Annotated in this window: 16 protein-coding genes; 14 read left to right on the forward strand and 2 right to left on the reverse strand. The window is 72.0% G+C overall.

The window, feature by feature from the left end:
- The first annotated feature begins 193 nt into the window (after window positions 1–193).
- The 4 genes from ABZ404_RS09250 to ABZ404_RS09265 all read left to right on the forward strand — a co-directional run bounded on the left by ABZ404_RS09250 (window position 194) and on the right by ABZ404_RS09265 (window position 5,477).
- Window positions 194–1,057, forward strand: coding sequence for an SGNH/GDSL hydrolase family protein (locus ABZ404_RS09250; protein WP_358836394.1), 864 nt, complete (start codon window positions 194–196; stop codon window positions 1,055–1,057).
- Between the two features lie 468 nt (window positions 1,058–1,525).
- Window positions 1,526–4,123 (forward strand): rifamycin-inactivating phosphotransferase, encoded by a 2,598-nt coding sequence (rph, locus tag ABZ404_RS09255; protein ID WP_358990298.1) that lies wholly within the window; start codon window positions 1,526–1,528, stop codon window positions 4,121–4,123.
- 152 nt (window positions 4,124–4,275) lie between these two features.
- Complete coding sequence (locus tag ABZ404_RS09260) at window positions 4,276–4,929, forward strand: lipoprotein (protein ID WP_358835003.1); 654 nt, start codon at window positions 4,276–4,278, stop codon at window positions 4,927–4,929.
- A 161-nt stretch (window positions 4,930–5,090) separates the two neighbouring features.
- Window positions 5,091–5,477 carry a VOC family protein gene (locus tag ABZ404_RS09265; RefSeq protein WP_358835002.1) on the forward strand — a complete coding sequence of 129 codons (387 nt, stop codon included), beginning with the start codon at window positions 5,091–5,093 and terminating at the stop codon, window positions 5,475–5,477.
- Window positions 5,478–5,606: 129 nt separating this feature from the next.
- On the opposite strand, the gene ABZ404_RS09270 is transcribed toward ABZ404_RS09265, so the two are convergent.
- Window positions 5,607–6,353 carry a ZIP family zinc transporter gene (locus tag ABZ404_RS09270; protein WP_358835001.1) on the reverse strand — a complete coding sequence of 249 codons (747 nt, stop codon included), beginning with the start codon at window positions 6,351–6,353 and terminating at the stop codon, window positions 5,607–5,609.
- Window positions 6,354–6,659: 306 nt separating this feature from the next.
- Here ABZ404_RS09270 and ABZ404_RS09275 point away from each other — a divergent pair, with 306 nt between their 5' ends.
- The 3 genes from ABZ404_RS09275 to ABZ404_RS09285 all read left to right on the forward strand — a co-directional run bounded on the left by ABZ404_RS09275 (window position 6,660) and on the right by ABZ404_RS09285 (window position 10,807).
- Window positions 6,660–7,097, forward strand: coding sequence for an ATP-binding protein (locus ABZ404_RS09275; protein WP_358835000.1), 438 nt, complete (start codon window positions 6,660–6,662; stop codon window positions 7,095–7,097).
- A gap of 321 nt (window positions 7,098–7,418) precedes the next feature.
- On the forward strand, window positions 7,419–7,715 hold the full coding sequence (locus tag ABZ404_RS09280) for a trypco2 family protein (RefSeq protein ID WP_358834999.1): 297 nt from the start codon (window positions 7,419–7,421) through the stop codon (window positions 7,713–7,715).
- 53 nt (window positions 7,716–7,768) lie between these two features.
- A complete protein-coding gene (locus ABZ404_RS09285; protein WP_358834998.1) occupies window positions 7,769–10,807 on the forward strand; it encodes a tetratricopeptide repeat protein in 3,039 nt (1,012 codons plus the stop codon).
- 48 nt (window positions 10,808–10,855) lie between these two features.
- Here the strand turns inward: ABZ404_RS09285 and ABZ404_RS09290 are convergent, their stop codons facing one another.
- The gene (locus tag ABZ404_RS09290; protein WP_358834997.1) at window positions 10,856–11,179 is read right to left on the reverse strand and encodes a 4a-hydroxytetrahydrobiopterin dehydratase; all 324 of its coding nucleotides are present in this window, start codon (window positions 11,177–11,179) and stop codon (window positions 10,856–10,858) included.
- A gap of 208 nt (window positions 11,180–11,387) precedes the next feature.
- Here ABZ404_RS09290 and ABZ404_RS09295 point away from each other — a divergent pair, with 208 nt between their 5' ends.
- The 7 genes from ABZ404_RS09295 to ABZ404_RS09325 all read left to right on the forward strand — a co-directional run bounded on the left by ABZ404_RS09295 (window position 11,388) and on the right by ABZ404_RS09325 (window position 18,789).
- The gene (locus tag ABZ404_RS09295; RefSeq protein ID WP_358834996.1) at window positions 11,388–11,873 is read left to right on the forward strand and encodes a hypothetical protein; all 486 of its coding nucleotides are present in this window, start codon (window positions 11,388–11,390) and stop codon (window positions 11,871–11,873) included.
- Complete coding sequence (locus ABZ404_RS09300) at window positions 11,867–12,202, forward strand: hypothetical protein (protein ID WP_358834995.1); 336 nt, start codon at window positions 11,867–11,869, stop codon at window positions 12,200–12,202. The genes ABZ404_RS09295 and ABZ404_RS09300 overlap by 7 nt, the downstream gene beginning before the upstream one ends.
- Before the next feature lie 7 nt (window positions 12,203–12,209).
- A complete protein-coding gene (locus ABZ404_RS09305; protein WP_358834994.1) occupies window positions 12,210–12,548 on the forward strand; it encodes a DUF4288 domain-containing protein in 339 nt (112 codons plus the stop codon).
- 174 nt (window positions 12,549–12,722) lie between these two features.
- Complete coding sequence (locus ABZ404_RS09310; RefSeq protein WP_358834993.1) at window positions 12,723–13,712, forward strand: esterase family protein; 990 nt, start codon at window positions 12,723–12,725, stop codon at window positions 13,710–13,712.
- Window positions 13,713–13,726: 14 nt separating this feature from the next.
- Window positions 13,727–15,271: a peptidoglycan DD-metalloendopeptidase family protein gene (locus ABZ404_RS09315; protein WP_358834992.1), complete on the forward strand. Its 1,545-nt coding sequence runs from the start codon at window positions 13,727–13,729 to the stop codon at window positions 15,269–15,271.
- A gap of 11 nt (window positions 15,272–15,282) precedes the next feature.
- Window positions 15,283–16,749: a transglycosylase SLT domain-containing protein gene (locus ABZ404_RS09320; RefSeq protein WP_358834991.1), complete on the forward strand. Its 1,467-nt coding sequence runs from the start codon at window positions 15,283–15,285 to the stop codon at window positions 16,747–16,749.
- Between the two features lie 30 nt (window positions 16,750–16,779).
- Complete coding sequence (locus tag ABZ404_RS09325) at window positions 16,780–18,789, forward strand: family 43 glycosylhydrolase (protein ID WP_358990302.1); 2,010 nt, start codon at window positions 16,780–16,782, stop codon at window positions 18,787–18,789.
- Window positions 18,790–18,935 lie beyond the last annotated feature (146 nt).

Genomic DNA, 18,935 nt, shown 5'->3' on the forward strand with positions numbered 1-18,935 from the left:
GCCCACATTACCTATCAGTAGTAACCGGCGGTAATCTCGCCTCCGCTACCGCCCGGCCGTCGGCGTACACACCACGGCCCCGCCGCCCCGCCCACCCCCTGCTCCGCTTGCTCAAGCCGCTTCTTTCTCATGAAGCCCGGCCGCGTTCGACGCGACCTCCCCCACTCGCACCGCTCCTGAGAAGAGAGAGCACATGACCAAGCTCGTTTCTGTCATGACTGCGTCAGCCATGGCGGGGGCACTCGCCGCCGCTTTCACCGGTGCCACCGCCCACGCCGCCTCGCCGCTCGACTACGTCGCCCTGGGTGACAGCTACAGCGCCGGTTCGGGCGTCCTGCCCATCGACGCCGGCAACCTCCTGTGTCTGCGCTCCACCGCGAACTACCCCCACGTCCTCGCCTCCCGGACCGGCAGCCACCTCAAGGACGTGACCTGCGGCGCGGCCCAGACCAAGGACTTCACCGCCTCCCAATACCCGGGCGTGGCACCCCAGTTGGACGCGCTGAGCGCCGACACCGACCTGGTGACCTTCACGATGGGTGGCAACGACAACAACACCTTCATCAACGCCGTTACGGCCTGCGGAACGGTCGGCATCCTGAGCGGGGGGAAGGGCAGCCCCTGCAAGGACAAGAACGGCACCGCCTTCCAGGACCAGATCGACGCGAACACCTATCCCGCGCTGAAGAAGGCCTTGCAGAACATCCGCGCCAAGTCGCCCGGGGCCCGCGTGGCGGCGCTGGGCTACCCCTGGATCATGCCCGCCACCGCCGATCCGTCCTGCTTCGTGAAGCTCCCGATCGCCGCCGGGGACGTGCCGTACCTGCGCGACATCCAGCAGCACCTCAACGACGCCGTGCGGCGCGCGGCCCAGGAGACCGGGGCCACCTATCTGGACTTCTCCGAGGCGTCCGAGGGGCACGACGCCTGCAAGGCCGCCGGCACCCGTTGGATCGAGCCGCTCCTGTTCGGACAGAACATCGTCCCCGTGCACCCCAACGCGCTGGGAGAGCAGCGCATGGCCGAGCGCACGATGAGTGTGCTGCGACTCGGCTGAGCGCCACGGCCGTCCGCAGAGCCACGGCACCAGGCACGCCCGCTGTGCGCAGGCCCCCGACCGGATGATCGCCCGGTCGGGGGCCTGCGGCGTCCGGGCGGGCGCGTACGGCACCGGGCTCGTCGGCGCCTCCACGGCCGGGAAACGACAAAGGCAAGGAGCGCTGTATCTCCTTGCCACTATCAAGATATAGCGCGTCGGGGGGCTTGCCGCAAGGCCCAGGGCGTATCGCACAATCGTCGGCCAAGGCCACAACCTGCGGAATTGAGGGCACGACGTGCGTGTGTTGTTGTCGAGGTCCGGCGGACCCGGTGACGTCGGTGCGAGGGTGGGACCGGCCGGACGGCCGCGGGACGGGCAGCCCGGAACGAGAACGTGCCTGACAAGGAATACGACAGACCCGCAAACACCGGTGGTCGGATCGGCCCGTGCGGGGCGACGCGGCACGGCTGCCTGGAAGGTATCGCGATGAACGAGCAGTACGTGTGGGATCTCCAAGCGGCCGACGAGACGCAGGGCGCGATCGTCGGCGGCAAGGGAGCGCATCTGGGCGGGCTCTCGCGGCTCGAAGGCATCCGGGTGCCCGGGGGCTTCTGCGTGACGACGGACGCCTTCCGTCGGATCATGACGGAGGCGCCGTCGATCCCGGCGCAGCTCGAGCAGTTGTCACACTTGGGCCCGGACGACCGGGAGGCGACCCGTACGCTCAGCGCGGAGCTCCGCCGGACCATCGAGGGCGTCACCATCCCCGGCGATCTCGCGGCGGAGATCACCGGCGCGCTCGCCCGGTTCGGCGAGCGGTCCGCGTACGCCGTACGCTCCAGCGCGACGGCCGAGGACCTGCCGACGGCCTCTTTCGCCGGCCAGCAGGACACCTACCTGAACGTCGTAGGACCGGAGGCGGTCCTCCAGCACATCAGCCGGTGCTGGGCCTCCCTGTTCACCGAGCGGGCCGTCGTCTACCGCCAGCGCAACGGCATCGACCACCGTACGGTCCACATGGCCGTCGTCGTGCAGCGGATGGTCTTCCCGGACGCGTCCGGCATCCTGTTCACGGCCGATCCCGTCACGGGCAACCGGAAGGTCGCCACCGTCGACGCCGGCTTCGGCCTCGGTGAGGCGCTGGTCTCCGGTCTGGTGAACCCGGACGTCTTCACAGTGCGCGACGGGGAGATCATCGCCAGGACGATCGCCGCCAAACAGCGCGCCCTGTACGCCCTGCCGGCCGGCGGAACCCAGGAGGTCGTCCTCGACTCCCGGCAGCAGGAGCAACCCGCGCTGACGGATGCTCAGGCCCTGCGGCTCGTCCAGCTCGGGCGGCGCGTCGAAGCACACTTCGGCTGCCCGCAGGACATCGAGTGGTGCCTGGCCGACGGCGACTTCCTCGTCGTCCAGAGCCGCCCGATCACGACACTGTTCCCCATCCCCGAGGCCGACGACGAGGACAACCACCTCTACGTCTCGGTCGGGCATCAGCAGATGATGACCGATCCCATGACGCCGCTGGGGCTCTCGGTGTGGCGTCTGACGGCGATGGCGACGATGCAGGAGGCCGGGGGAAGGCTCTTCGTCGACGTCACCCGGCGCCTGGCCTCGCCCGCGAGCCGCGCCGCGCTCCTGGACCTCATGGGCCGGGGCGATCCGCTGGTCCGGGACGCGCTGGAGACCGTACTCGACCGTGACGACTTCGTCCCCTCGCTCCCCGACGCGGACCCCGGCGGGCCGCCGGCCGGCGGCCCGCCCGCCGCGATCGAGACCGATCCGGCCCTCGTCACCGAGCTGGTCGAGCGCAGTGAGGCGTCCATCGAGGCCCTGCGGCGCGACATCCGCACCAGGACGGGACCTGAGCTGTTCGACTTCCTGCTGGAGGCCTTCGAGGAGCACAAGCGGGTCCTCAGCGACCGGCTGAGCATGCAGGTGATCATGGCGGGGATGGAGGCCACCTGGTGGCTCAACGACCAGCTGCGGGAGTGGCTGGGCGAGAAGAACGCGGCCGACACCCTTACCCTGTCCGCGCCCGGCAACATCACCTCGGAGATGGGGCTGGCGCTGCTGGACGTCGCGGACGTGATCCGCCCCCGGCCCGAGGTGGTGGCGTTCCTCCAGGGTGTCGAGGACGAGGACTTCCTCGACGAGCTGGCGAAACTGCCGGGCGGGGCCGAGGCGCGCGACGCCATCGAGGCCTACCTCGACCGGTACGGGATGCGCTGCGTCGGCGAGATCGACATCACGAGGCCGCGTTGGCGCGAACGCCCCACCACGCTCGTGCCCGTCATCCTGGACAACGTACGGAACGCCGAGCCGGGCGCCGCCGCACGGCGCTTCGAGCACGGCCGGCAAGAGGCGCTGAAGAAGGAACAGGACGTGCTGTCCCGCTTGCGGGCCCTGCCGGACGGTGACCGGAAGGCCGACGAGACCAAGCGGATGATCGACCGCGTCCGCACCTTCATCGGCTACCGCGAGTACCCCAAGTACGGCATCATCAGCCGCTACTTCCTCTACAAGCAGGCCCTGATGGCGGAAGCCGATCGCCTCGTGCGGGCCGGCGTGATCTCCGACAGGGAGGACGTCTTCTACCTCACGTTCCAGGAGTTCCACGACGCCGTACGCACCCTTCAGGTGGACGCCGGGCTCGTCCGGCGGCGCAGGGAGGCGTTCCAGTCGTACCACGCGCTCACTCCGCCCCGGGTGCTGACCTCGGACGGCGAGACCCTCAACGGGGCTTACCGGCGCGACGACGTGCCGCCCGGTGCCCTGGTCGGCCTCCCCGTCTCGGCCGGCACCGTCGAGGGGCGGGCCCGCGTCATCCTCGACATGGCCCGGGCCGACCTCGAAGCGGGCGACATCCTGGTGACGTCCTACACGGACCCCAGTTGGTCGCCCCTGTTCGTCGGCATCACGGGCCTCGTGACGGAGGTGGGCGGTCTGATGACCCATGGCGCGGTCATCGCGCGGGAGTACGGTCTGCCCGCCGTCGTGGGCGTGGAGCGGGCCACCCAGCTGATCCGGGACGGACAGCGCATCCGCGTGCACGGAACCGACGGGTACGTCGAAATCCTTTCGTGAACGACCCGAGGGGGAAACCGGCTCCGCCTTCTCGGGCGATGTGATGCCGACAGCGGCCGCCCCCTCCCCGCGCGGTGGCCGCTGTCGGGGTCGGCTAATCTCCCCAGGGCGGCCGATCAGCCGTTTCCGGCAAACGCAGCAAAGGACTTGTCGTGCGGCATGGGATACGCGGGGCGGCCGTGACCGCACTGGCGGCAGTACTGCTGACGGGGTGCGGCGGGGAGAAGGAGTCCTCGGGCAGGCCCACGGCCTCCCCCACGGGAGGGTCCTCGACAGGATCCCAGAAGGCGTCCGGCGCGCCGGTGGCCGAGGGCCGCACCACGGTGGGGGCCGCCGGATCGGCGTGCCGACTGCCCGTGTCCTTCTCCACCGCCGACAACTGGAAGGCGAAGGCGTTCACGCTGGACGGTACGGAGTTCGACGCCCTCGCCAAGCAGGGCCCGTTCACCATGGCCTGCGAGATCGACGCCAAGCCCGCCGGGAACATCGGCTTCCTGCGCGCCTGGACCAGCGACCTCAAGGGCGGCACCCCGCGCGCCGCCCTGGAGGCCTTCGTCCGCGCCGAGAAGAACGCGCGCAAGGCCACGTATACCGAGATCAAGGCGGGCTCGCTGCCCGCCGCCGAGGTGGTGTACGAGACGTACAGCGAGCTCATGGAGGAGTCGAAGCAGGAGCACGCCCTGGCCGTCACGACCGCGGGCGGTGCCGTGGTCCTGCACCTGGGCGGCATCGACTCCGACGAGCACAAGGAAATGCTCCCCGCCTACGAACTGGCGAAGAGGAGCCTGCGGGTCATCGCCCCGTAGCGGTCCGCGCTCGTTGCCGTCCACCGGTGACGACGTGCTCCCGCACTCCATGGCGCGCCTCTGCGAGCCCGGGGACCGAACCCCCTAGCTTGACGGGTCTACCGACCTGCCCGAGCACACCGTGACCCGAGGGCTCACGCCTCACGCGCCGGAGAGCACCCATGAAGATCCACCTCACCAGTGTCTTCGTCGACGACCAGGAGCAGGCCTTGCGCTTCTACACCGACGTGCTGGGCTTCGTGAAGAAGCACGACATCCCGATGGGTCCGGCCCGGTGGCTGACCGTGGTCTCGCCGGAGGAGCCCGAGGGGACGGAACTCCTGCTGGAACCGTCCGAACACCCCGCGGTGCCGCCGTACAAGACCGCGTTGGTCCGGGACGGCATCCCGGCCGCCTCCTTCGCTGTGGAGGACGTACGGGCGGAGTTCGAGCGGCTGCGTGGGCTCGGGGTGCGGTTCACGCAGGAGCCGATGGAGATGGACACGGTGACCCTGGCGGTACTGGACGACACCTGCGGCAACCTCATCCAGATCGCGCAGACCTCGTAGGACGGATCGATGCATCCCTGAGTGGGGCCAGGGCAGAGGGCCGGGGGGGGTAACCGCCCACCACGTGATGAACCCCGGTGGCCGTGTCTTCACCTGCCCGCGTCTTCGCTTGCCCCCGCTCGTGTGACCTCAGGACCGCGAGAGCGTGAAGGCGGCGAGGAACCCCAGGACCGTGGTGAGGCCGGCGAGCACATGGGCGTCCTCGAACGCCTCCGGGATCATCGTGTCCGCGATCATGGCCAGGATGGCCCCGGCGGCCACCGCGGTGATCATCGCCATCACGGTGTCGGACGCCCCGCCCAGGAGGGTGTAGCCGGCCAGCGCGGCCAGGCCCGAGATCAGCGCGATCGCCGTCCACAACCCGAAGACGTAGCCGCGCCCGCGCCCGGCCTGCTTCATCCCCGCCGCGCTCGCCATCCCCTCGGGCAGGTTGCTGAGGAAGACCGCGACGACCGTGGCCGTCCCCACGCTGCCCCCGCCCAGCAGGCTGGTGCCGATGACGACCGACTCGGGTACGCCGTCCAGGAGCGCGCCCAGAGCGATGGCACCGCCCGAGCCGGGCTGCTCGCCTTCGGTGGGCTGCTGAGAGCCCGACCTCTTGCGGTGGCGGGCGCCCCTCGCGGCGAGCACCACGTTCGCCAGGGAGTACACGCCCGCGCCGACCAGCGCGCCGAGTGCTGTCGGCGCGAGACCGCCCTGCTCGTCGGCCTCGGCGATCAGATCGTAGGAGACCGCCGAGATCAGTACGCCGCTGCCGAAGGCCATCACCAGAGCGACCCACCGGGCGGGCACCCGGAACAGCGAGCCCGCCGCCGCGCCGATCAGCAGCGCGCTCCCGGCGAGCAGCCCCCATCCCCCAGCAACCAGCGCTCCCACCGTGTCCTCCTTCGCCCCTGCTGTGCCGTGGGGCGCCCTTACCCGGGAAATGGACTGCGACGCCCGGCGGCACGGCGGCCTCCGGGTTCGGCGGAGAGCCGAGGGGGGCGGCGATCGGTCCAGGAGGGAGGGCGGGAGCCCTGGAAAGGGCCGGGTCGGTGATTACGTTGTGTGGCGGGTGAGGAGCGAAAAGTAGCCGGATTGCGATGGTGTTTCGGGGGTAACGGCCTCGTACTGGGATCGACTTCAGGACGCGAGGCTGACCGGATGGACCGAGCTGGACAGGGCACGAGCTTGCAGCCCTTGATGGAACGTTCGATATCGGTGTCGGCCGCGTTCGAAAGCAGCGAGGACATCGCGGCTGCCCGCTCCATGGCCAGGGACTTCCTGGTGGAGGTGCAGACCGTGCACGGGCTACCGGTGTCGAAGCGGGCCATGGGCATGGTCCAGCTGGTGGTGAGCGAGCTGGTGACCAACGCCCGTAAATACGCGCCGGGGCCCTGTCTGCTGACGTTGGAAATCAGCCAGGGGGCCGTGGAGGTGACGGTGTGGGACAGCAGCACGACGCTGCCGCTGATCCTGCCGCCGGACCCGACCCGGGTGGGCCAGCACGGGCTGGAGATCGTCATGGCGGTGTGCCGCAGCTTCGAGGTGCACCGGGAACCGGTGGGCAAGCGCGTCAGGACGGCCGTCGTCCTGGCCGACGATCCGGGTGGAGACGCGGCCGGACGCCAGGTCATGTGACGCGCCGCCGAGGCCGCCCGCAGCGAGTGGACAGCGCTCGTGCGGCGGCGGCGGACGCGGTGAACACGGGCCTCGCCCCCCATCCCGGACCTCCCATTCCGGATCTCCCGGACCGCCCGGAGCAGTGCCGACGCTCGGCCCCCAGGTTCCGGGATCCCGTCACGTCCCCCGGCACCCCGCCGCACATCACCCTCTCGACCTGAGCACTCCCGGGCCATCGTTCCTTCGGGAGGTCCGTCGAAGGCCCGCCCCGAGCTGGCGGGTTCGCGGGCCGGTGCGGCAGGATGCGTCCGCAGTGATCGTGAGCGACGGGGGCGCGGGATGACGACGGACGGCAACGAAATCACCGAGGCGATCGAGCAGTTGCGTACGCAGCTGGCTCAGGCGCAGGAGTACGGGAAGGACGCGCGGCTCCAATTCCGTATCACCGAGGTGGAGATGGAGTTCCTCGTCGAGGTACGCAAGGACGCCGGCGGGTCGGGGGGCGTGCGCCTGGGGGTGGTCAAGCTCGGCGCCGACGCGAAGGTGTCGCAGGGCACGACCCATCGGCTGCGCCTCAAGCTCGATGTGCGCGACACCCTGACCGGTGATCCCGCCTCCGTCTCCGACCGGCGATGACGGCCCCGCGGACCGAAGGCGCCGACGGCGAGGGGCCGTTGCACCCGGGGCTCGTGGCGGTCACCGCAGGCCCGGCCGACGCCGAGGGGCGCAAGGAGTTCTCGTCCGGGCGCCTGCTCGCGCCCGCGCTGGTCCTCACCTCCCGCCACGGGGTGGCGTTCCCCGACGGCCGGCACCGGCCCGACATCACCGTCAGGGCCGTCGTCGGAGGGCGAGGGGCCGTGCGCCTCACCGACCCCGTGCCGTGCACCGTCCTCTGGCAGGGGGACGCCGGGCTCGACGCGGCACTGCTGCGCGTCGGCGCCGACGGCTTCCCCGAACCCCTCGGCGTTCCCGAGCCGCGCTGGGCCGAGGTGACCGGGACCGAACCGGTCGCCGTCGCCGTGACCGGTATGTCGGCCGCCGCGGCACGCAGCACGGGCGACGGCACGGAGACCGAGACGGTACGCGGTGTGCTGGACCCGCTCACGTACACGCGCAGCGACCGTTACGCCATCGACGTGTCGACCGCCTGGCCGGCCGGCTGGGACCAGTGGTCGGGCATGTCCGGCAGCGCGGTCGTCCACAAGAGCGGCGCGCTGCTGGGTGTCGTCGCCTGGAGCGACCGGCCTTACGAGGGGCGGCGGCTGACGGCCGTTCCGGTCCGGGCGCTGCTCGCGGACCCCGGGTTCCGTGAAGCGGTGCGGGAACTGACCGGCCAGGACCCGCTGGTGCGCGCGCTGGATCCGGAGCGTCCGGCCGGGTCGGCCCGGCTGTCCTCCGCCCAGGGGCCGGCGGGGGCGGTGCGCACCACCCTCAAGGCGCCGCCCCGCCAGATCGTGGACCGGGTCGCGGAGCGCCGGCGGCTGCCCGAGCTGGTCGCCGGGAGCATCACGGGGCGGCCGGAGCTGGTGCACGCCATCGTCGGGATGCCGGGGGTCGGCAAGTCCGCCCTGGCCCGGCACCTGGCCCACCAGCTCGCCGCCGACTTCCCCGACGCGCAGTTCGAACTCGACCTGTACGGCCACACCCCCGACCGTGCGCCGCTCGACGCGCAGGCCGCGATGGAGGCGCTGCTGACCTGGGCGGGCATCCGCGGCGACGACGCGCCGACACTGGACGCGAAGGCCGCGCTGTGGCGGAACTGGCTGCACGGCAGGCGCGGTCTGCTGCTGCTCGACAACGCGGCATCGCTCGACCAGGTGTCCTGCCTGCTTCCCGGCGACGACAGCAGTCTCGTCCTGATCACCAGCCGGATCGCGCTCCACGACCCCGACCGCATCACGCTCACCGCGCTCGACGTGCTGCCCGCCGACGAAGCGGTACGGCTGCTGGCGTCGGGCGCCGGACTGGCCAGCGAGGAGGCGGCCGATCCCGCTCTGGAGGAGATCTGCCGGGCCTGCGGATTCCTGCCGCTGGCCGTGCAGGCGGTCGCCGCCCGGCTGCGCTTCGAGGAGCCGGAGGAACTGCTGCTGGCCATGCGGGAGACGGACTCGCCGCTCCTTGAGGTGCCGGACGCCGACCGGCGGGTGGGCGCGGCGTTCGCGGTGTCCTGGCAGGCACTGGAGGCGGCGGACCCGGTGCAGGCGGGCCTGTTGCGGGTACTGGCCATGCATCCGGGTTCCGAACTGGAGGTGGAGGCGTGCGCGGCGATGACCGGGATGGCGGTGCGCGAGTGCCGCCGTCGTATGGCCGACCTGGCGGAGAGACATCTGTTGCAGCGCCACGGCCGGGGGCGCTTCGGCTTCCACGACCTGTTCCTCGCGTACGCCCGGAGTCTGGCTGTGGCGCGGGAGCCGCAGGAGCGCTGGGACGAGGTCCTCGACCGGCTCTTCACCCACCAGGCGAGCCGAGGCGAGGCGGCGCGGGAGTCGCTGGTCACCGGAACGGGCGAGCCGGGTGCCGCACGGGCCTGGCTGGAGGCCGAGCGCGGCAATCTGATCGCGGTGACGGTGGCCGCCGTGGAACGCCGTTCTCCGCACGCCCGGCGTCTCGCCGCGCTGGCGCACTCCGTCCTGGGCGGGCTCGGCGCCACCACCGAACTCGCCCGGATCTGGGTCACCATGAGGGACGCCGCCATGGCTGACCACGACCGGCCCAGCCTGGCCGACGCCCTGCGAGGCCTGGCCGACACGGAACGCACCCGCGGCGATCTGGTGGCCGCGCGGGACAACTACCGGGCCGCTCACGAGTTGTACGAGGCTCTCGACGACCGGCGGGGTCAGGCGGACGCCCTGTGGGGCCTCGCCGAGACCGAACGCGCCCGCAGCCACTACGACGACGCCCGCGAGCTCTTCACCGGCGCGCTGCGCGGCTACGAGGAGCTGGACGACCGGGCGGGCCGTGCCGACGCGCTCTGGGGTCTGGCCAACGTCAGTGTCTCGCAGGGCCGTTACGACACGGCCACCGACGCGTTCCGCCAGGCCCGTGAGCTGTACTCCGCGCTCACCGACCGCCGGGGCGAGGCACAGGCGCTGCGGGGCCTGGCCGACATCGCGCGCAACCGGGGCCGGGGCGTGGAGGCGTACGAGGGCTACCGCGCCGCTCTGGTGACGTACGAGGAGATCGGCGACCTGCGCGGGCAGGCGCAGGCGCTGCGGGGACTGGGGCATGTGGCGCGCGTCGACGGCCGCCACGACGAGGCCGCCGACCTCTTCGTGCGGGCCCGTGACCTGTCCCGCCGCATCGGCGACCGGCGCGGGGAGGCCGACATGCTGCGCGGGCTCGGCGACGTGCAGCGTCTGCGGGGCCACTACGCGCAGGCCCGTGAGACGCTGTCCCGCTCCGCCGCCGTCCACCGCGAGCTGGGCAACGCGGGCGGCCTGGGCTTCACGCTGCGCGCGCTCGGCGACACCGAACGCGCCGACGGCCGCCCGGACCGGGCGCGCGCCGCCTACGACGAGGCGCGCGCCGCCTTCAAGCGCGTGGGCTCCCGCCGGGGCCTCGCCGACATCCTGTGCGCCCTGGGCGGCGTCCTGCCCCGCCCCGATGAGGCCCGGGCGGCGTACGCCGAGGCGCTCGCCCTCTACGAGCAACTCGGCGCGGACATCGCGGCGGCGGCCTGCCGCGAGCGGCTGACGGCACTCGACGGGGAGGCGCGCACGGAGCAGTGACGGCTTGCGGGGGCGACGCCCGGCGTCCGCGCCCCGCAGCACGCCCCCTCAGTCGTCGAGGGGCTCCGCCTCGTGCGCGGCGGCGATGGAGTCGATGCGGGCGGCGAGGTTGAAGTCGGCCGCGGTGAGCCGGTGGCCGGCGTCGCGCGTGGTGATGGTGAACCGCACCGAGTCCCAGCGCAGATCGATGTCCGCGTGATGGCCGATCAGGCGCTCGACGTCCGCGACATGGACGATCAGCGCGACTCCCCCGTGGTAGCGGATCGCGAAGGTCCGGGTGATCTGCTCGCCTGTTCGGCGCCAGCCGGGCACGTGCCGCAGGGCGGCTTCGATCGCCGCCTCCGACAAGGGCTCGGGCCTGCTCCCGGCCATGTCCGCTCCCCTCGCTCACGGGCGCCGGGACCCCGTCGAGGCCCCGGCCGACCGGGGCATAGTGCCATGCCTGCCCAGGATCAGCCAAAGGGAGTACACGGGCGGGACTGGTGCCGCATGGTCACGTGAAGTAGCTTGACGGTCACTCCCCGTGCGCTACCGCGTCTGCACGCGGGCCCCGAGCGCGCAGAGAACAGAAAGGCACTCCATGCAGCACCGGCACCGCATGCGGAACCTCTCCCGTACTTGTGTCCTCGCCTTCGCGGGTCTCCTGGCGACGGCCACCTCGTCCGCATGGCCCGTGTCCGCCGCCCCCGCGCCCGCCGCGGCCGCCCCGACCGTCCGGGCCGCCGACTGCCGCGGCGTCGGCACGGCGTTCAACGACCGGCTGCTCCCCGGACAGTGCCTGCGCAACGGGGGCTACCGGCTGGAGATGCAGTACGACGGCAATCTGGTCCTGTACTCGGGCGGGCGGGCGTGCTGGGCGAGCGGTACGGACGGGACGGACGGTGTGTACGCGAAGTTCTCCGGGGACTGGAAGCTCGACTCGCCGTATATGACGCTGGAGTCGCAGTTCGGCGAGTTGCGGAAATACCGGGGCAAGTACACCTACCTGCACAAGACCGGCGGCGACGTCAGCCTCAACAACAAGGGTGAAGTGTGGATCGCGTACGCGAAGATGGTCGGATGCTGACATCGGCCGGCGGGCAGGTACGGGTGCGCCGGGGAGTCTCCCGGGCGGTGGCCGCGGCGGCCGTCTTCGCGGTCGCCTTGCTGGGCGGCGTCCCTTCCACGGCGACCGCCGTGACGAGTACGCCGGTCACCGCGGCGGACGCCTGCGCCGCCAACGACAACCTCGGGGAGATCGCCAACAACTTCATCTCGCGCTGCCGCAAGGCCTCCATCCGGCAGGTGTTCCCCGGGCAGCACTACGGGGACTCCCTCGGGCGCATCAAGGACTGCGGAGACAGCTCCTGCAAGACGGCCTGGAAGCTGTTGAACGACAACCGGTTCAAGAAGTAGGCGGAAGATGAGCGGAGCGTGGAGCCTTTACGTCGCCGTCCTGCTGTGCGAGGCGTCGACCACGGCCGACGGCCAGGCTCCGCTCTACCAGGAGAACTTCGTCCTGCTGCGGGCGCGGGACGAGGGCGAGGCCCGGGACAAGGCGCTGGCCCACGGCAGGCGCCTGGAGACGAGCTACCAGAACGAGCTCGGCGACACCGTCTCCTGGAGACTGCTCCACGTGGTGGACGTCAGCGAGGTCGGGGAGACCGACCTCGCCGACGGCTCCGAGGTCTACACCCGGCACTTCAGGAACTACGCCGCCTACCGGTCCTTCGAGCCGCTGCTGTCGGGAGAAGACCTCTGACCCGCTGACACGCCCCGAACGGGTGCGGACCTGCCGCCCTACCCCGGACGAGCCGCTCCTGTCAGTCCGTAACCTTCCCGATTCTCCGCGCGCGGTGCGCGTCACTACCCTCCGAAGCGCCTGTCACACAGCGGTCGGTCCCCACCGCCGCCGCGCTTCCCCCAGGAGGTCCCGTTGACCGCGCACCACCCCACCCGCAGGAGCATCCTCAAGTCCGCCGGCGGGATCACCGCCGCCATGGCGCTCGGCGCCGGAGGCGTGCTCGCGGCGGCCACGACGGCCGCCGCGGCCGACGACGGCTTCGGGCTGCACATCGTGGACCGCAACGAGAGCGACCCGAGGATGTGGTACTTCCGCTTCCAGACCGAAGCCATCGGCTGGAACCCGGCTGTCAACGTGCTGCTGCCCGACGACTACCACTGGAGCGGCCGTACCTACCCGGTCCTCTACCTCTTCCACGGCGGCGGAACGGACCAGGACTTCATCACCTTCGACCGCGAGGGCGTCCGCCAGTGGACCGCCGGGAAGCCGATCATCGTCGTCATGCCCGACGGCGGCCACGCCGGCTGGTACTCCAACCCCGTCAGCTCCAACGTCGGCCCCCGCAACTGGGAGCACTTCCACATCGGTCAACTGCTTCCCTGGGTCGAGGCCAACTTCCGTACGTTCGCCGAGTACGACGGCCGGGCCGTGGCCGGGTTCTCCATGGGCGGCTTCGGCGCGCTGAAGTACGCCGCCAAGTACTACGGCCACTTCGCGTCCGTCAGCGCCCACTCCGGACCCGCCAGTCTGCGCCGTGACGGCGGCCTCGTCGTGCACTGGGCCAACGTCTCCGCCGCGGCCCTCGACCTGGGTGGCGGCACCATCTACGGCGCCCCGCTGTGGGACGAGGCCCGGGTGAGTGCCGACAACCCGGTCCAGCGGATCGAGAGCTACCGCAACAAGCGGGTGTTCCTCGTCGCCGGCACCAGCCCGGACCCGGTCAACTGGTTCGACACCGTCAACGAGACCCAGGTGCTCGCCGGACAGCGGGAGTTCCGCAGTCTGCTGGACCGGGCGGGGATCCCTCACGAGTCCTACGAGGTACCCGGCGGCCACTTCATCCGCCACGACCTGATGCAGCGCGACATCGACGGCATCATCGACCGCCTGCGCAAGGCGTGACAGGAGACCGTCCCATGCCGCTCACCTCATCCGCGCGGCGCGCGGCGCGCCCAGGGCTCGCGACCGTCGCGGCGCTGCTGCTCGGCCTGCTGGCCCCGGCTCCCTCCGCGGGCGCGGCCGAGACCGGCGCGCGACCGGCCGCCCGGGTCGCCGGCTTCGCCGCCGCCTGCCCGACGACCGGCTTCATCTCCCAGTACTACAGCTCCGGCCACAACGGCATCGACATCGCCAACGCCACCGGCACCCCGATCTACGCGGTCGGCGACGGCGACGTGACGATCTCCGGGTACGAGCCGGGCTACGGCCAGTGGATCCGCGTCCAGCACCCCGACGGCACCATCACCGAGTACGGCCACATGTACGAGCGGGACGTCCAGGTGGGCGACCACGTGGTGGCCGGGCAGCAGATCGCCCTCATGGGCAGCGAGGGCGAGGCCACCGGCCCGCACCTGCATCTGCGGGTCTGGACGGACCCGAGCGCGAGCGTGGGGACCGACCCCGTCCCGTATCTGGCGGAGCGCGGCATCGACATGCCCTGTACGCCGGGCACCGGCCCGCATCCCAAGCCGCTGGAGTATCCGGCGGAGTCGGGCCGGGTGGTATCGGCCCGCTCGGCGGACGGCCGGCTTGAGGTCTTCGCGGCCGGAGCCGACGGCGTCCACCACGCCTGGCAGACAGGCGTCAACGGCGCCTGGTCCGAGTGGGAGCCGCTGGGCGGACCCGGTGGCGCCGAACTCGCCATCGGGTCGAACGCCGACGGCCGCCTGGAAGTCTTCGCCATCAACGGCGACGTCTTCCAGCACCGCTACCAGCTCTCCCCCTCGGGTGGCTGGTCCGGCTGGGAGACCTTCGGCGGCGGCGGCCGCGACATCGCCGTCGGCGCCAACGGCGACGGACGGCTCGAAGTCTTCGCCTCCGGACCCGTGGGAGTGTTCCACCGCTACCAGAACGCGCCGAACAGCGGCTGGTCGGAGTGGGAGAACACCGGCGGCGGCCCCGCCAACAGCCGCGTGGAGATGGAAAAGTCACCCGACGGGCGCCTCGAAGCCTTCGCGCTCAACGGCGATGTCTTCCAGCACCAGTACCAGACGGCCGTCAGCGGCGGCTGGTCCGGCTGGGAGGACTTCGGCGGGGGCGGTCACGACCTGACCGTGGACCACAACCAGGACGGACGCCTGGAGGTCTTCGCCTCCGGACCCGCCGGAGTGTTCCACAAGTACCAGACCGACCGGGCCAGTTGGTCCGGGTGGGAATCGACCGGCGGTCCCGCCGACTCACAGCTGACCAGCCAGCCGACCGCCGACGGCCGGGTGGAGGTCTTCGCCATCAACGGCAGCGTCGCCCAGCACCTGTGGCAGACCGGGGTGAACGCCCCGTACAGCCCATGGGACACCTTCGGCGGCGGCGGTACGGAGGTCACCGCGGTGGCCAACGCGGACGGACGCATCGAGGTCTTCGGCACGAGCCGCGCCGGCGTCCACCACAAGTGGCAGACGGGCTTCGCGACCTGGTCCGAATGGGCCTGGCTCAACACCACACCCGGCCCCGCCGTCAATTGAGGAGACAGCAGGTGAGAACCGTGCAGCGCGCTCACCGCGCACCCCGTCGCGCCATCCTGGCGAGCTTCGCCTCGCTCCTGCTCGGGGCGGGCGTCCTGGTGGGCGCCTCGCCCGCGTACGCCGCGCCGAGCGATCTGTGCGCCCAGGTCGGCTACAACGCCGGTTTCCGCGGGGAGAGCCTGGTGACCGCCATCGCGGTCGCCCTCGCCGAGTCCAGCTGCGACCCGACGGCGACCAACGTCCAGAACAACCAGCCCCCCTCCACCGACCGGGGCCTGTGGCAGATCAACGACCACTGGCACCGGGAGGTGGACGACACCTGCGCGTTCGACCCCCAGTGCAACGCCAACGCGGCCTTCCGGATCTCCTCCGAGGGCACCGACTGGCGGCAGTGGTCCACCTACAACGCGGGCGCGCATCTGCGCCACATGGGCGAGGCGCGGGCCGCGGTGGACCGGCTGGGCCACCACGAGCCCGGGCCGAGCCCGCTGGTGTATCCGGCGGAGTCGGGGCGGGTGGTGTCGGCCCGTTCGGCGGACGGCCGCCTTGAGGTCTTCGCGGCCGGAGCCGACGGCGTCCACCACGCCTGGCAGACAGGCGTCAACGGCGCCTGGTCCGAGTGGGAGCCGCTGGGCGGGCCCGGTGGCGCGGAACTGGCCATCGGGTCGAACGCCGACGGCCGCCTGGAGATGTTCGCGATCAACGGTGACGTCTTCCAGCACCGCTACCAGCTCTCGCCCTCGGGCGGCTGGTCGGGCTGGGAGACCTTCGGCGGCGGCGGCCGGGACATCGCGGTCGGCGCCAACGGCGACGGACGTCTGGAGGTCTTCGCGTCCGGGCCGGCCGGGGTGTTCCACAAGTACCAGAACGCCCCGAACAGCGGCTGGTCGGAGTGGGAGTCCGCGGGAGGCGGCCCGGCCAACAGCAGGATCGAGATGGAGAAGTCCTCCGACGGGCGCCTGGAAGTCTTCGCGATCAACGGGGACGTGTTCCAGCACCAGTACCAGACGGCCGTCAGCGGTGGCTGGTCCGGCTGGGAGGACTTCGGCGGGGGCGGTCACGACCTGACCGTGGACCACAACCAGGACGGACGCCTGGAGGTCTTCGCCTCCGGACCCGCCGGAGTGTTCCACAAGTACCAGACCGACCGGGCCAGTTGGTCGGGGTGGGAGTCCACCGGCGGCCCCGCCGACTCCCAGATCAGCAGCGAACGTTCACCCGACGGCCGGGTGGAGGTCTTCGCCATCAACGGCAGCGTCGCGCAGCACCTGTGGCAGACCGGGGTGAACGCCCCGTACGGCCAGTGGGACACGTTCGGCGGCGGCGGTACGGAAGTCACCGCGGCCACCAACGCCGACGGTCGCATCGAGGTGTTCGGAACAAGCCACGCCGGCGTCCATCACAAGTGGCAGACCGGTGTGTCGACCTGGTCCGAGTGGGCCTGGCTCAACACCGGTCCCGGACCCGCCGTCAACTGACCGCCCGAACGGTCCCCCCGGAGAAGAGCCATGGATCCGATCAGCAGGCGGGGCCTGCTGCGTACGGCCGGAGCGGGAGCCCTCGTGCTCCCGCTCGCGGCCCGTACCACCCCCTCCGCCTCCGCCGTCCCCGCCGACGTCCCGCCCCACCAGTGGATCGACGCCGGCCCCTTCGTCCCCGTCCACGACCCGTCCACACCCGGCCGGCGCCGCTACCTCAACGACCACACCCTGATCCGCAAGGACGGCCGCTGGCACCTGTTCGCCATAGTCGGCGACAGCGCGGCGCCCGGCGAGGCCCCGGACAGCGGCGCCGAGACCGCCTTCGCCCATGCCTCCGCGCCCGAGCTCCACGGCCCGTGGACCAGCCACCCCGACGCCCTGACCGTCGATCCCGGCTACTACGGCGAACAGCACCTGTGGGCACCGCACGTCATCGAGGCCGCGGGCACCTACTGGATGTTCTACGCCGCGGGCGGCAGCGCCGGCGCCGCCATCAACCTGGCCACCTCCACCGACCTGTTCAGCTGGACCCGCGTGCCGTCGGGACCGCTGTTCCGGGGCCGGGCGGCCCGCGACCCCATGGTGGTGCGGATCGGCGGCGACTGGGTCATGTACTACACCGAGCTCTCCGCCGACGGCCACCACCTCGTCTGCCTGTGCCGCTCGGCCGACCTGCTGCACTGGAGCGCGTCCGCCACCGCGTTCACCGACGACAGCACCGCCGCCCAGGGCGTGTCGGTCACCGAATCGCCGTTCGTCGTCGAACGCGACGGCTGGTTCTACCTGTTCATCGGGCCGCGCGGCGGTTACGAGGGAACCGACGTGCTGGCCTCCCGTGACCCCGCGCGCTTCACCCTCGACGGATACGCGGGCCACGTCCCCGGCCACGCCGTCGAACCGGTCACCGACGGGCGGGACTGGTACGCGAGTGCGGCGGGATGGTTCCGCCACGGATTGCGCATCGCGCCGCTGGCCTGGCAGGACACACCGCCGGTGTGGTCGAGCCCGGACCGTCCGGTGGCCGCGCTCGACGTACGCGGCCGTTTGACGGTGTTCGCCCTCGACGCGGCCGACCGCTCGATGCTGCGACGCGTCCAGCTCGACCCGGACACCGACAGCTGGTCGGCATGGGAGCTGTTCGGCGGGCCGGCCGGGGCGGTGCCCACGCTCGGCCGGAACACCAACGGCCGCCTCGAGGTGTTCTCGCTCGCCCCGGGCGGCGCCGACCTGCACCACAGGGTGCAGCGCTCCGACGGCGACTGGGAGGAGTGGGAGGAGTTCGGCGGGCCGGCCGGCGCCGCGCCCGCCGTGGCCCTCGGCGCCGACGGCAGGCTGGAGGTGTTCGCCCCGAGCCCGGGCGGTGTCCTGATCGCCCGCCGCCGCCAGACGTCGCCCGGCGCCCGGACCTGGGATCCCTGGGACGCGGGGTTCGGCGGGCCCGTCGGAGCGCCGCCCGTCGTCGGCGTCAACGCCGACGGACGCCTGGAGGTCTTCGCGCTCACGCGCGGCGGCACGGCGATCCTGCACCGCTGGCAGCGGACACCGGGCGGCGACTGGTCCCCGTGGGACCGCTTCGGTACGGCGGCCGGCGCGGCCCCGCGGGTGGGCCGCGACGGGAGCGGCAGGATGACCGTCGCCGCGATCGCCCCGTCCGGCGTGGCGGCCTTCCAGCGGCGCCAGTCGGTCCCCAGCGGCGGCTGGGACGACTGGCAGGCGCTGTCCGGCTGGTCGGCGGCGGCTCCGCTGCTGGTCCCCGGCGCCGACGGCCGCCTCGAATGCCTCGCCCTCGCCCCCGGCGGCGAGCGTCTCACCCACCGCTGGCAGCTCTCCCCCGGCGGCGCCTGGGCCACCGGCGCGGACATCGCCGAGGCCGGACTCGCGCTCGCCGCCACCCCGTCCGCGGCGGCCGACGCGACCGGCCGGCTGCACCTGTTCGCGGTCACCGAGGACGGCCGGATGCGCACCCGCGTCCAGGAGCGGCCGAGCGGCGGCTGGCGTCCCTGGACCGCCTTCGGCACTCCCCTCATCGCTCCCTGACGTCGTCCGCGACCACCCTCCCCCTATCACCCCCCTGATCGTTCCGGCCCGTGACGGAAGCGCCCCGAAGTGGCGCAAGCCACGCGGTGAAACGCCGTGGACAGACGGTAACGTTCCCTGTGTCGGACAACGGGGACGGTCGGCAC

The sequence above is a fragment of the Streptomyces sp. NPDC005878 genome (assembly GCF_040629815.1).
Lineage (GTDB): Bacteria > Actinomycetota > Actinomycetes > Streptomycetales > Streptomycetaceae > Streptomyces.

What these genes read in the sequence shown, in the direction of transcription:
- ABZ404_RS09250 (WP_358836394.1), top strand. Translation starts at nt 194, where the DNA reads ATGACCAAGCTCGTTTCTGTCATGACTGCGTCAGCCATGGCGGGGGCA.
- rph (WP_358990298.1), top strand. Translation starts at nt 1,526, where the DNA reads ATGAACGAGCAGTACGTGTGGGATCTCCAAGCGGCCGACGAGACGCAG.
- ABZ404_RS09265 (WP_358835002.1), top strand. Translation starts at nt 5,091, where the DNA reads ATGAAGATCCACCTCACCAGTGTCTTCGTCGACGACCAGGAGCAGGCC.
- ABZ404_RS09275 (WP_358835000.1), top strand. Translation starts at nt 6,660, where the DNA reads ATGGAACGTTCGATATCGGTGTCGGCCGCGTTCGAAAGCAGCGAGGAC.
- ABZ404_RS09280 (WP_358834999.1), top strand. Translation starts at nt 7,419, where the DNA reads ATGACGACGGACGGCAACGAAATCACCGAGGCGATCGAGCAGTTGCGT.
- ABZ404_RS09290 (WP_358834997.1), bottom strand. Translation starts at nt 11,179, where the DNA reads ATGGCCGGGAGCAGGCCCGAGCCCTTGTCGGAGGCGGCGATCGAAGCC.
- ABZ404_RS09295 (WP_358834996.1), top strand. Translation starts at nt 11,388, where the DNA reads ATGCAGCACCGGCACCGCATGCGGAACCTCTCCCGTACTTGTGTCCTC.
- ABZ404_RS09300 (WP_358834995.1), top strand. Translation starts at nt 11,867, where the DNA reads ATGCTGACATCGGCCGGCGGGCAGGTACGGGTGCGCCGGGGAGTCTCC.
- ABZ404_RS09305 (WP_358834994.1), top strand. Translation starts at nt 12,210, where the DNA reads ATGAGCGGAGCGTGGAGCCTTTACGTCGCCGTCCTGCTGTGCGAGGCG.
- ABZ404_RS09315 (WP_358834992.1), top strand. Translation starts at nt 13,727, where the DNA reads ATGCCGCTCACCTCATCCGCGCGGCGCGCGGCGCGCCCAGGGCTCGCG.
- ABZ404_RS09325 (WP_358990302.1), top strand. Translation starts at nt 16,780, where the DNA reads ATGGATCCGATCAGCAGGCGGGGCCTGCTGCGTACGGCCGGAGCGGGA.